Origin of the sequence: Paenibacillus agaridevorans (assembly GCF_018604145.1) — a bacterium.
GTDB lineage: Bacteria > Bacillota > Bacilli > Paenibacillales > Paenibacillaceae > Pristimantibacillus > Pristimantibacillus agaridevorans.
In genome coordinates, this window is record NZ_CP075889.1 from 341732 (window position 1) to 354484 (window position 12753).

General features: G+C 53.3%; 10 protein-coding genes. 6 read left to right on the top strand and 4 right to left on the bottom strand.

Translation table 11 applies throughout. The annotated features are described in order from the left end of the window. Positions 1–820 precede the first annotated feature (820 nt). Positions 821–1204, bottom strand: coding sequence for a hypothetical protein (locus KJW29_RS01310; protein WP_214628465.1), 384 nt, complete (start codon positions 1202–1204; stop codon positions 821–823). Between the two features lie 202 nt (positions 1205–1406). On the opposite strand from KJW29_RS01310, the gene KJW29_RS01315 reads away from it, so the two are divergent. Then, positions 1407–3323 (top strand): FAD-dependent oxidoreductase, encoded by a 1917-nt coding sequence (locus KJW29_RS01315; RefSeq protein ID WP_214628466.1) that lies wholly within the window; start codon positions 1407–1409, stop codon positions 3321–3323. Between the two features lie 211 nt (positions 3324–3534). After that, on the top strand, positions 3535–5622 hold the full coding sequence (locus tag KJW29_RS01320) for a serine hydrolase domain-containing protein (protein ID WP_246608532.1): 2088 nt from the start codon (positions 3535–3537) through the stop codon (positions 5620–5622). Positions 5623–5676: 54 nt separating this feature from the next. On the opposite strand, the gene KJW29_RS01325 is transcribed toward KJW29_RS01320, so the two are convergent. Both KJW29_RS01325 and KJW29_RS01330 read right to left on the bottom strand, forming a co-directional pair. Continuing rightward, complete coding sequence (locus KJW29_RS01325; RefSeq protein WP_214628467.1) at positions 5677–6333, bottom strand: GAP family protein; 657 nt, start codon at positions 6331–6333, stop codon at positions 5677–5679. Positions 6334–6350: 17 nt separating this feature from the next. Beyond that, entirely contained in the window at positions 6351–7076 is a 726-nt protein-coding gene (locus KJW29_RS01330) for a MerR family transcriptional regulator (RefSeq protein WP_214630939.1), read from the bottom strand. A gap of 212 nt (positions 7077–7288) precedes the next feature. Here KJW29_RS01330 and KJW29_RS01335 point away from each other — a divergent pair, with 212 nt between their 5' ends. Then, the gene (locus tag KJW29_RS01335; RefSeq protein ID WP_214628468.1) at positions 7289–8353 is read left to right on the top strand and encodes an undecaprenyldiphospho-muramoylpentapeptide beta-N-acetylglucosaminyltransferase; all 1065 of its coding nucleotides are present in this window, start codon (positions 7289–7291) and stop codon (positions 8351–8353) included. Between the two features lie 119 nt (positions 8354–8472). Here the strand turns inward: KJW29_RS01335 and KJW29_RS01340 are convergent, their stop codons facing one another. Continuing rightward, positions 8473–9303 carry a phytanoyl-CoA dioxygenase family protein gene (locus KJW29_RS01340; protein ID WP_214628469.1) on the bottom strand — a complete coding sequence of 277 codons (831 nt, stop codon included), beginning with the start codon at positions 9301–9303 and terminating at the stop codon, positions 8473–8475. 133 nt (positions 9304–9436) lie between these two features. Here KJW29_RS01340 and KJW29_RS01345 point away from each other — a divergent pair, with 133 nt between their 5' ends. The 3 genes from KJW29_RS01345 to KJW29_RS01355 all read left to right on the top strand — a co-directional run bounded on the left by KJW29_RS01345 (position 9437) and on the right by KJW29_RS01355 (position 12740). Then, the gene (locus KJW29_RS01345) at positions 9437–10354 is read left to right on the top strand and encodes an AraC family transcriptional regulator (protein WP_246608533.1); all 918 of its coding nucleotides are present in this window, start codon (positions 9437–9439) and stop codon (positions 10352–10354) included. Between the two features lie 110 nt (positions 10355–10464). Further along, positions 10465–11526, top strand: a complete 1062-nt coding sequence (locus KJW29_RS01350) for a LacI family DNA-binding transcriptional regulator (protein WP_246608534.1) — start codon at positions 10465–10467, stop codon at positions 11524–11526. A gap of 53 nt (positions 11527–11579) precedes the next feature. Then, positions 11580–12740: a Gfo/Idh/MocA family protein gene (locus KJW29_RS01355; protein WP_214628470.1), complete on the top strand. Its 1161-nt coding sequence runs from the start codon at positions 11580–11582 to the stop codon at positions 12738–12740. Positions 12741–12753: the final 13 nt, after the last annotated feature.

Here is a 12753-nt window from a genome sequence, read left to right on the forward strand (position 1 = left end):
AGTAACTTTGAATAGCAGCCATAGGCGTTAGTAACGCTTATGGCTCCAAAAAGTAGGAGAATGAGTAGCTGTAGGCGTTAAAAACGCCGATGGACCGTAAAGTAACTTTAATTAGCGTCCATAGGCGTTAATAACGCTTATGGCTCCAAAAAGTAGGCGAATGAGCAGCTGTAGGCGTTAAAAGCGCCGATGGACCGGAAAGTAACTCTGATTAGCGTCCATAGGCGTTAGTAACGCTTATGGCTCCAAAAAATAGGCGAACGAGCAACTGTAGGCGTTAAAAACGTCGATGGACCGGAAAGTAACAGTTCTGCTACCACTTTGTTGGCAAAGCCAGTGAAAAGCATACGAATGGTGGAGAAAAGAAAAGAAAGAAAGGAGCGGGGGTGGCGACAGATCGCATATTTGAGCTTGCCAATCACCCGTCAGGGTGATTTTGTCATTCATGTGGAGGGCTTTGGGGTAACTGATGATAAGCATGCAATGTTCCAATCTTCGGACGTTGACCTGTTGTTCGTGAACATTGTGCAATTATGCACAAAAGTCTCCCATTTACCAGCTGCTCACTTATGAATCCATGGTAATTTGAGTATATATGCACAATTTCGCAGCGAAAGGCAACCGTTTGCCCAGGGCAGCATGTTGCCTTGTATCACTGTGACTTGATGTTCTACAAAGCAAAGCCGCTTCGGACGCATGAGGTAGGTTTATCGCCAATAAGAATGTTCTTCTTTATGCTTCATCGCTGTTAAGAACTTAGTCTTTCCTATGTGGTAAAAAGAGCATGCGCCAAAACGGCGCACGCTTGCAAGAAGCTTAATTATTGGAAGCTTTTGAAGCCTTGGTTCATCCCGGCTTGATTTTGAAAACCGTAGGAATGGCTGGTTTGCTGATTGGCGAATGCAGGCGAAACGTGGGAATGGGAAGTTTGCTCGATTTGACGCAGGTTTTGGGACATTTGCTGCATTTGCTGGATGGCTGTTTGATGACCTTGCAGTGCCGTTTGGATCGTTTGAGCGGCACGCTGCTCCTTCTGGGCGATTTCCTCCAGCGTTCTTGCGTTTTGCTGCTCTTGCTGCAGCAATTGCTGATACATCTGAGAGGCTTGCTGCGTTTGGGTGATGAGCTGGCTGATCAGTTGCTCGCATTGGTTGATCTGGCCGGCGATGGATGGATTCTGGTACAAGGATTGGTTCTGATACATGAGAATACCTCCGTCTGATATTAGGATATTGTGGCGCTTCGCGATTCTTTCTCACACCAACCCGATTAGTTATTCGCAGGATGTGGATGGATTATTCAAACGTGGCAACTCTATGAAACTATCGCTCGTTTATTGTGTCCTAATAGACAATTAGTCTATAATAGTTGGGATACAAAGAGAATGGGAGGGTACAAGAGCAGGCATGAAGAATCGCAAGTCTATTATTTTGCTGACATTGGGACTATTGCTGATCATTATCGCAGGGTTGTTTTACGTAATAAAATTACAGGACGACAAGGGCCCCGCGCCCGTGACGGAAGTTAAGGATATTCCACAGGTTCCGGTAAAGGAGCTGAAGGAGCAGTACGACGTAGTCGTCGTCGGCACCGATCCGGAGGGCGTGGCCGCAGCAGTATCCGCGGCGCGGAATGGCCTGAAGACGCTGCTGGTTGACGGAAAAAACCGTGAAATATTGGGCGGACTGTTTACTTTAGGTTGGCTTAACAGCCTGGACATGAACCGGGCGCCGGATGGTGTCGATTATTATAACAAAGGCATATTCAAGGAATGGTTCGACCGAGTCGAAGGCGATTCCTTTGCTATCATTACGGCTACCAATGCCTTCCATGAATTGGTAGAAGCAGAAGATAACATTGAGGTTCGCCTGGGCATGAAGAGCATAGAACCCATTGTTGCGACTGAGGGCGACGCAACGACCGTAACAGGAGCGAAGCTGACGGCCGCTGATGGCACCGTATTGGATATAACCGCAGGGGCTGTCATCGACGCGACGCAGGACGGTGATTTCGCGGCTGCTGCGGGAGCGCCGTTTACGTTCGGCCGCGAGGATATCGGCGACGACAAGCTGTTGATGGCCGTTACGCCAGTGTACGAGCTGGTTAACGTGACCCCGGAAGTGTGGGATGCCATCAGTAAACGTCAGAACAATGACGACGATCCGGATACGGGAGCAAATAACGAAAGCGTATGGGGCTTCAAGGAAATGTGGGAATATCCTTCCACGAATCCGGAGCGCATTCGTTCCCGGGGACTTAACATCGGCCGTTCGGTCAATGATACCGCATTTATCAATGCGGTTCAGATATTCGAGGTCGACCCGTTCAATCCCGCATCCATCGAAGAGGCCTACGAAATCGCGCGTAAGGAAATTCCGCTTATGCTCGATTATTTGAAGTCGCTGTACCCGGAGCTTGAGCCGATCGAGCTTGGGGCGCTTGCGCCGGAGCTGTACGTGCGAGAAACTCGCCACTTGATCGGTGAATATCGTCTGACGATGACGGATTTGCTGGAGCAGCAGACTCATCCGGACGATATCGCATTCGGCTCCTACCCGGTCGATATTCAAAGCACTTCGTCCGCTCCTACGGATAGAGGCGCTGTCGTTATGAGACCGAAGTTCTACGGCGTACCGTTCCGTACGCTCGTGCCGCAAGAGATAGACGGCTTGCTCGTCGTCGGACGTTCAGCCAGCTTCGACTCTTTGCCTCATGGCAGCGCTCGCGTAGTGCCGCTCGGCATGGCGACAGCTCAGGCTGCAGGAGCAGCTGCGAAGCTTGTACAGGAGGAAGGCATCACGTTCCGCGAGTTGTCGGCGAGCGAGTCGCTGATCGCGACCCTGAAGGAGCGGCTGACGGAGCAAGGCATGGATTTGACTCCGCCTAAGCTCGAGCCATATCCCTTCATCAGCCACCCTGCTTACGAAGGCATGAAGCTGGCTGTAAGCATGGGCATCTCTCAAGCCGGGTACGGTGTCGACTTCGGATTGGATATCGAGTCCAATCCGAAACGTCTCATCTTTAATCTGGCCGGTGCGTCCAAGACGCATCCCGAAGCGTTCGCGCATTCGGCGGAGCCGTCCATCAAGGACATTCCGGAGGATCAAGTGTTCAAGATGCCATTAACGCTGGAGCAAGCAGCTTATTCTCTCTTGATCGCCGTAGAAGGCGAAGCCGTTCCGGCCAAGGCGCTGGACGTGCTCATGGCGGGAGGCCTCGTTCAAACGGACACGCTGGCCCTGATCAAGGACCGCAATAAGCTGACGAACGGTGACGTATACATGCTAATTAAAGATGTCGTGGACACCTTTTCCACCAAATAAGACGATGAGAGCCGATGGGGCGGAATGCGCCCTGTCGGCTTTTTTTTATAAAATTTCGTGGCGGACATCCGAGACCGTCGGCCTTTCACCTTGACGCCGGAAACGTCAGCCTTCTATCAGCCACATTCCAAATATATGAAACTGACATTCTATGAACCCCGTAATAAGTAGAGTTGTTAATCCTACTACGAGAAACGGAGTGAATGTTCAGTTGAGATGGTTGACTAAAACAATGACCGCATCTGTCGTGGCGTTCAGCCTGGTTGTTCCTGCTGCTTATGCGGCTCCGGCGACGGATACGTCGGCCGCCGGCTCAGGCGCGGCGCCGCTGGCAAAGGACTTAAACGCAGAGACGGCTAAAGCATTTTTGGATTCGTTTTTTGCCTCCGAGCAAGCAAAGCCGCTATATGTAGGAGCATCCGTCGTCATCGTCAAGGATGGCAAGACGATCGCGGAGAGCGGCTACGGATTCGCGGATCTGGAATCGAAGGAGCCCGTCGATCCGGCTAGCAGCCTGTTCCGCATTGCGTCGGTATCCAAGTCGTTTACGGCAACGGCGCTTATGCAACTGGTGGAGCAAGGGAAAGTGAGCCTGAAGGATGACTTCTCGAAGTACATCAAAGGACTGAAGTTTGATAATCCATACGATGCCCCGGTGACGATCGAGCAGTTGCTTACGCATACAACCGGCTTCGAAATTCAGGATCCGCTTCCGGAGGATATACATACCGATTACGATCGTGTCGTGAAGCTGGAGGATTACGCGCTCAAGCATATGCCTCCCGTCGTCAGGGAGCCCGGAAGCTCCTATATGTACGACAACTTCGCATCGTTGCTGCAAGGACTAGTGGTACAGAACGTCAGCGGCGTGCCGTTCGAGACCTATATGGAGGAAAACCTGTTCGAGCCGCTTGGCATGACGAACAGCACCTTTTTGCCCAAAGATGAGCTGAAGGAGCGAATGGTAACGGAGTATGGGGCCGACGGCTCGGTGCTTGATCATTATGCCATCGATCCGACGGTAATGCCGCAGGGCGGCATGTTGTCCACGGCTCAGGATGTCGGCAAATATATGGTGTCGTTCTTAAACGAAGGAGCGGCCGGTTCCGGACGTATTTTGAATGGTGCAACGGTAGCCGACATGCAGGAGTACCGCTCTTATGCGCATCCGCTGCTGCCGGATACAACTTATGGCTTCGAGGCGCCGATCCAGCTGCCTGGAGCGGGCAGCAGCTCAAGCGTCATTACCAAGGCGGGCGATCTCATTGGCACCAGCTCCCTGATGTTTATGATTCCATCGGAGGAGACAGGCGTATTCCTGACATACAACAAACTCGGACCGTTGCGCGATCTGTTCTACCCGGCCTTTATTGCAGAGTTTTTCCCGGATATCGCCAAGCCGGCAGAACTGGATCCAGCGTTCGAGCCGTACACGACGGAGGAGCTGGGAGCATTTAGCGGCGTTTATTCCGATCTGCGGCTTCGCGTAATCGTATCGACGCTCGGTGCGGAAGAAGACGGCAGCCTAGTCATCTCGGATTCCTTCCTGGGACCTCGCAGCTTGAAGCAAGTGGACGACAATCTGTTTGTCGACGGTCTGACGGGCAAATTTACGGCATTCCGACTAAACGACGACGGTATCGCTACCTACATGAAGGAACCTTATCTGAATCCGCTCGGCTATGCGCGCAAGGGCGTAGAACCTGCCGGCTTCGCCGATGTCCCGGCCGATCATCCGTATGCGGAGGCCATCCATGCGCTTCAGTCGCTTGGCTACCTCGCAAATGACGGGAAGGCAGCATTCGGACCCGAAGAAGCAGCAACGCGCGGCGGGTTCGTGCAGGCTTTGATGGAGATCAGCGGACTAAGCGGAAGTACTTCCGAGGAGCCAGCCTTTATGGATCTCGCCGGCCATCCTTCCGCTCCGTTTATCCAGCAAGCCTATGAGATGGGACTTGTCAAAGGCGCGAACACGGAAGAATTCAGACCGGATCGCCCAATTACCAGACAGGAAGCGGCCGTTATGATCTGGCGCGTGCTCGTATTGCAATATCCGGCGGAGCTGTTCGAATCCGTTAAGCTGTCCGGAGCCACGGACGAATGGGCTGAGCCTGCCGTAAAGATGCTCGTCGGGTTAGGCCTCATCGGTCCTGAAGTGAAGCAGAATGCGGACGGAGCTTTCGACTTCTTGTCCAAGGCAACCCTGAAGCGCCAGGAAGAAGCGTTCATTCTCCATGCGCTTCTGACATCGCCGACGGATGCCATCGTTGCGGGGTTGATGGCCCAGCAAGCTCAATAAAAAATTACAGCTCCCGATGCTCGGCATCGGGAGCTGTTCTTATATTCCAAGAGTTTAAAATTTGTCTATGTTATTAAGAACCAGGATGATCCCCGCGATGCTCATTACCCAGGACAACGTCGATCCGGCGCTGTTAGCAAGCTTTGTGCCAAGTTTCTCAAGCGGATGGCGCATTAGACGTCCCAGAATTAGATGAAGCAAATATAATATGATCGCGGGCAAAACCATGATCACATTGTACGAGGCTAACAGCGGCACCCACTCCACGGGCGTCAGCTCGGCTGTGCCCATAAGCCCGATCGCGGCAAAATAGGGGAGAGCTGTCGCGACCTCTATCGCAAAAGTAGTTACTCCGAGCGCAACCATGGAAGCGACGTTTTTGGATTTAGGTCTAGGGGGCGAATATTTTTTTTTGGTGTTGATAAAGAAGCTGCCGATAAACAGGGCCGCGCCGATAATCGTCAAAGCTATGCCGACAGCCCGGCTTTGGAAAAGATCCGCTGCCGATTCCATAACGGTGCCGAGTCCCATCATCAATAAAGCTCCGACGGCAAAATACAGAACGGCGACGGTTGCAATATAGGCGAGTAGACGAGTGAACACCTTCCCTCCAGGAGAGAGCAGCAAATAGATGGTGACTCCGATGATGGCGGGGCTAAGCATGTCCAATAGGGACAAGGCGCCAACGGATAAAATTAATTCTGTGGTCAACGAACTACCTCCGATCCCTAATTGTTGCGAGATAAAAAGATGGCGTACGCGTTTTCGATTAACGCGATAAGCCGATCGTGGATGGGATACAGCCCCATCTGCTCCGATTGTTCCGAGGACTTCCGAATGTCCCACAGCTTCTCCGCAAAAGCCTCCTCGCCGCGGAATTCCTCCAGATACTTCTCGTGCATGCGAGCTATAATACGCTGAATAGCGGGAGAGTCGGGAGCCGAATCCCCGTATTTGTTGAGCTGACCCAGTAAAGCGATCCACTCCAGAGAATCGGGATCGTCGCTGTTCAAATTAGGCAGCCGTTCCAGCAGGGGGAGTTCGCGTTCCTCGAACATTCGTGCGCGGTAATCATGTTTGATCGCCGAATCGCTGCCGGATGACCGGATAAGCCGATGGATGACGTCTCGATTGGTTGCTCCTTCAACCGCGAGGCTATTAAGAAGCCCTCGCAGATCCGATTCCGTTTGTTTTAATTTTTTTTGCTCGTTTACGACGTAATGGAGCTGCTGCTTTAGCGAGCCGGACCAGTTCCATTCTTCTCTGACAAGCATGTCCGCGATTTCCCGCAAGCCAAAGCCCAGTTTTTTGAGAAACTGGATTTGCTGCAGTCTCATCAATTCCGAATCGCCGTATAATCGGTGATTTCCTTGCGTCTTATCCGCAGGCTTTAGCAAGCCTATATGGTCGTAATATCTTAACGTTCGAACCGTAATGCCGGTTTGTTTGGACATTTCATGAATGGAGATCGACTTCGTCACCTTCTTTCCGCAATTTAGGTATGATTCTATTGTAAAAGATGACGCAACGTCACTTTCAAGTGTTTTTTTATCATTCAACCGTTTTTTTTGCAGTCGATGGGAAGCTGAGTGGAGAATGCGATTGCCCGTGCTATTTTTCCCTGACGAAAGTATAATGAAAGGAATGTGATTGGAGGTTAACGGGGATGAAAAAAATTATGTTCACGGGCGGAGGCTCGGCTGGTCATGTGACCGCGAATCTCGCGCTGATTCCATACTTTCGTCAGGAGAACTGGTCGATTCATTATATCGGTTCCGTCAGCGGCATCGAACGCAAGCTGATCGAGGAGCTGCCAGATGTGAGGTATTGGCCTATCTCGACAGGGAAGCTGCGCCGCTACCTGGACTGGAATAACGTGAAGGATCCATTTAAGGTGGTGGGCGGACTGCTGCAGGCCTACCGAATCATTCGCAAGGAGAAACCGAACGTCGTCTTCTCCAAGGGCGGCTTCGTGTCCGTGCCTGTCGTCATCGGCGCGTGGCTGAACCGGGTGCCCGTGCTTATCCATGAATCCGACATGACGCCGGGTCTGGCGAATCGAATCGCGCTGCCGTTTGCTTCGGGCATCTGCATGACGTTCCCGGAGACGACGAAGTCGACCACGCCGGGCAAAAGCCGGTACATAGGTCCCGTCATTCGCGATGAGCTGCTGCAGGGGAAAGCGGAGAGGGGGCGCGAGCTGTGCGGCTTCCGCCGGGATAAACCGGTGCTGCTCATCATGGGCGGAAGTCTCGGGGCGCGGCGCATTAACGAAGCCATCCGCAAGCAGCTGTCGCCGCTGACGAGCCGATTCCAGATTGTCCACCTATGCGGCAAAGGCGGCGTAGAGACCAAGCTGGAATCGAACAACTACAGGCAATTCGAATATGTAAACGACGAGCTGCCGCATCTGCTGGCATCCGCGGACATGGTCATTTCGCGTGCGGGCTCGAACTCTATATTCGAATTTTTGGCTCTCCGCAAGCCCATGCTCCTTATTCCGCTGACCAAGGGTCAAAGCCGCGGCGACCAGATACTGAACGCCGAATCGTTCCGCAAGCTGGGTTATGCCGAAGTGCTGCCGGAAGAGCAGCTGACGCCGGATTCGCTGCTGGAGCGGACGATGGACCTGTACGGGAACAGGGAGCGTTACAAGGAAACGATGAAGGCGTTTGATCCCGGTAACGGCATCAAACTAATTCGTGATTGGATCACGACGATTATGAAGTAAGCCTGTCCGCAAGGAGACGGGGAAAAAAGCTGCTTTGACGCCATCCGTTTGCGATGGCGCCAAGGCAGCTTTTGTGTTGGCGGGGTTATGCGTGCCCGGACTGACAGTACGCGAAGCGATTACTTCCGGCTGTAGACGAGCGGGTTCAGCGGGCTTGCTGCGAGATCGCCTGGCTTGCAGCCCGGGAACCAGCTTTTCATGTCCGATTCGCGCGCCTTGCTGTCGGGTTCCGCTACCGTCAGCCCGTCCGCGATATAGATGACGGTCATAACCTTGCGCATATGCTTCGTCGGGTTGCCCGGGGCGGAATGCATCGTCCAGCCGGAGTGGAAGGTAGCGTCGCCCGGCGACATGGCTCCGTAATTCACCTGCGGTATGCCTTTGCCTTCAATGAATTGTCCGAGCGTCTTATGCGATTCGTCGGAAATGGTCTGCTTGTTGACGTAACCGAGCTTATGCGACCCGGATGCAAATGACATCGTGCCCACCTCTTGCGGGATCGGGACTAAGGGCATCCACATCGTAATCGTTTTGTCCGTGTCGAGCGGCCAATAGATTTGATCCTGATGCCATGGGGTATGCCCGCCGCCCGGCTCCTTGAACAACGCTTGATCGTGATAAATGCGCACGCCTTCCACTCCCATGAGATCGGCGGCAATTTTCGCGAAACGCTTCGCCAGGACAAAACGCTTTACCTCTTCGCTTTTCTGCCATAGATTTCCCACCTGGATGAAAGCTTTGCCGTACGTGTCCCGCTCGGAGACGGGTTTGTCGTGAGCGTTCAGCTCCATGACGATGGATGTAATTTGTTCCTCGTAATATGCGATTTCCTCTGGCGTTGCGACGTTTGTCAAAAAGATGTGACCGTCCTCTTGATATTTTTCCGTCTGCTCTTTGCTGAGAGGGTATTCGTTTTGCATATCGTAATACGTTTTTGCTTGTTCTGTCATGTTCTACACATCCTTTGACTTTGAAATATTAAATGCGATAGTTTTATCATAAGGCGGAAGTGACGAGAGGGCTTTGTCAAAGTCAATTGAAAATTTGTCAAAAACAACGAAAATTATGAGCAGGCATGGTATAGTGAAAACAACAGATACGTTATGTACGGAGAGGCGATTTACGATGCAGCAATTATACGAAACGATGAACGAAATGCCGATCGTCCCGTTTGTCCGCCAGTGCGACTTTGCAGTTCGAAAGCCGTGGGTCATGCCGGAGCGGAGACTGTTGGACTATTTGCTTATTTACGTGCAGGAAGGCGAATGCCGTTTCTATGTAGATGATAAAACCTACCGGATGGGGAGGGGAGAGTTCTGCCTCATTCAGCCGAACAGCTACAACAAGCTGGCGGGGTTGACGAATACGGTAACCCCGTTCGCGCATTTCGATATTTTCTACCACCCGAGACGGGAAGAGAGCTTCGCTACAAAAGCCGGACAAACCCAGTTGTCCGCTTATGCGCATCTGCTGCAGCCGAGACTGGATGAATTGATGGCAACCGATATTCCGGTCAAGCTGGTGCCGAAACACGAAGGCAAATTCAGAGATACATTTCTCAAGGTCGTCGAACAATGGCAGCATAACGACCCGATTATGCAGTTAAAGGCTCAGGCGGGCATGCTGGATATCGTCTCGATGATCGTGGAGCAGTACGCGCCTGGCGCCCCTCCCTCCAAAGCGGCTACGACCGCGCTGAATTGGGTCACGTCTTATCTGTCCTTCCGCCTTGGCGAATCGGTGAGCGTGGCCGACATGGCGAAGCGGGCCAATCTGTCGATATCCCGGTTCAACGAATTGTTTAAGGCGCAATACGGCATGACGCCGCATCGCTACTTGCTGGACATGCGGGTGAGCCATGCCTGCGAGCTGCTGCGCGAGACTCCGTTGTCGCAAGAAACGATAGCCGACTATTGCGGATTCTCGGATATCCACCACTTTTCGAAAATGTTCCGAAGCCGAATGCGGATGTCGCCGGGAGAATATCGGAGATCGACGTAAACCGTTCTCGGATGAAACGCGCGGCGGCACCGCCAAAGGACGGCGGCAGCCGTTTCGCCTTATGAAATGAAAAGATTGACGGTAAAACGGTTTCATGCCATAATGTACGCGTGTACATAAAAGGCGAGGAGGCTGCTTCCATTAGCAGGAAAGAAGTAGCGAGGCTGGCAGGCGTATCGGAGGCAACGGTCTCCAGAGTGCTAAACAATGTAGGTCCCATCAAGGAAGAGACCAAGCAACGCGTGCTGCGGGCTGCAGCAGAGGTTGGTTATGTGCCAAGCGCATTGGCGCAGCAGTTTGCAAGACAAAAAAGCGGCAATATCGGGGTTATTCTACCGTCTGTACCGAAGGTGCATCTGTTCTCGACTTATTACTTCTCGGAAATTTTAAGCGGGATCGGCGAAGGGGCCAAACGGTTCGGCTATGACTTACTGCTGATGTTTCAGGAGCCGGGCGAGCCGCGCGATTATGCCGCCTTGTTCCGCAAGCAAAAGGTGGACGCCTGTATTATGCTGGGTTCGCAGGATGTAGCGGAGGAGCGCGAGGCGTTGGCGGAGCTGGCGGACGCCGGACATCCCTTCTTTCTTGTCAATCAGCGCTTCGAAGGTTATCCATTCCCGTACGTCGATGCGGATCATGTTCATGGAAGCAAGCTGGCGGTGGAGCATCTTCTCCAGCAAGGGAGAAGCCGTATTGCCTTTTTGAACGGACCGGCTCAGTATTCCAACAGCCTTGACCGGCTAAAGGGCTATAAAGAAGCTTTGGCGGGCAGGGGGCTTTTGTATGACGACAGCCTTCTGTTTGAGGGCAATTACAGCCGCAAGAGCGGATTTGCCGTTGCGGCCGCTGTCGGCGAAGCGATTAGGGACGGAATAGTCGATGCGGTATTCGCGGCCAATGACCGGATGGCCATCGGATTGATGCATGGCTTGCGGGAGCAAGGTCTGGAAGCTCCCAAACATTATGCGCTGATCGGCTACGACGACTCTGACGGCTCGCGGATCATTCGTCCAATGCTGTCGACCGTAGCGGTTCCCTTTTACGAGATGGGCAAGCTGGCGGCGGAGAAACTGCTTGATTCGGGACGGCAGGCTGCTGGGGCAGACGTAGATGACGTAGCGGCAAGAGAATCCATGCTGCAGGTGCAGTTGATCCCTAGAGAGACGACATAACAAAAGCGGGATTCAGCACAATTCCATCCATTAAAGAGAGGCGGTTGTAACTAATGGCAAAAGTGAGAGTAGGCATGGTCGGCTACAAATTTATGGGCAAGGCGCACAGCAATGCATATCGGGCGCTTCCCATGTTTTTCCCGGGCTCCGTACAACCGGAGATGAAAGCGATATGCGGACGCGATCCGGTCGGCCTGGAGACGGCGCGCACGCAATTCGGCTGGGAAAATGCCGTGACGGATTGGAAGGAGCTGGTGCGCCGCGACGATATCGACCTGATCGACATTAACGCGCCAAGCGACGCGCACAAAGACATCGCGCTTGCGGCCGCCGAGGCGGGCAAACATATTTTTTGCGAGAAGCCGCTGGCTCTGACGCTTGAAGATTCGCGAGAAATGCTGGTTGCCGCGGAGAAGGCCGGCGTGAAGCACATGGTAGGTTTCAACTACCGCTTCGCTCCTGCGGTTCAACTGGCCAAGAAGCTGATCAGCGAAGGACGTCTGGGCAAGATCTACCACTTTCGCGGCGTGTTCCTGCAGGACTGGATTATCGATCCTTCTTTCCCGCTCGTTTGGCGGCTGCAGAAGGAAATCGCGGGCTCGGGATCGCATGGCGATCTTGGCGCTCATGTCATCGATATGGCACGATTCCTCGTAGGGGAGTTTGATGAAGTGATCGGCATGAACGATACGTTCGTCAAGCAGCGGCCGATCGCGTCGGCGATGACGGGCTTAAGCGCGAAGGGCGGAGCCGGCGAGGAGCTTGGCGACGTGACCGTAGACGACGCGACGGTGTTTATGGCGCGGTTCGAGAACGGAGCGATGGGCAGCATCGAAGCGACGCGGTTCGCAGCGGGGCATCGGTGTACGAACGCTTTTGAAATTAATGGCAGCAAAGGCAGCATCAAATTCGACTTCGAACGAATGAACGAGCTGCAAGTGTACTTTACGGACGACGCGGAGGATGTGCAGGGCTTTAGACGCGTTCTGGCTACGGACGGCGCGCATGCGTATATGGATGCCTGGTGGCCGGCGGGTCATACGATCGGCTATGAACATACGTTCACGCATGAAGTGCTTGAACTGATGACCGCCATTGGCGAAGACCGCCAGCCGGTGCCGAATTTCGTGGACGGGGTGAAGTGCCAAGAGGTGCTGGAAGCGGTGGATCGCTCGATCGCGGAGCGCAGATGGGTATCGATCAGCGAGCTGTAGATAGAACGGAGAG

Bases quoted from the DNA above. Each gene is read 5' to 3' on its own strand.
- KJW29_RS01310 (WP_214628465.1), bottom strand. From the start codon at position 1,204: ATGTATCAGAACCAATCCTTGTACCAGAATCCATCCATCGCCGGCCAG.
- KJW29_RS01315 (WP_214628466.1), top strand. From the start codon at position 1,407: ATGAAGAATCGCAAGTCTATTATTTTGCTGACATTGGGACTATTGCTG.
- KJW29_RS01330 (WP_214630939.1), bottom strand. From the start codon at position 7,076: ATGTCCAAACAAACCGGCATTACGGTTCGAACGTTAAGATATTACGAC.
- KJW29_RS01335 (WP_214628468.1), top strand. From the start codon at position 7,289: ATGAAAAAAATTATGTTCACGGGCGGAGGCTCGGCTGGTCATGTGACC.
- KJW29_RS01340 (WP_214628469.1), bottom strand. From the start codon at position 9,303: ATGACAGAACAAGCAAAAACGTATTACGATATGCAAAACGAATACCCT.
- KJW29_RS01355 (WP_214628470.1), top strand. From the start codon at position 11,580: ATGGCAAAAGTGAGAGTAGGCATGGTCGGCTACAAATTTATGGGCAAG.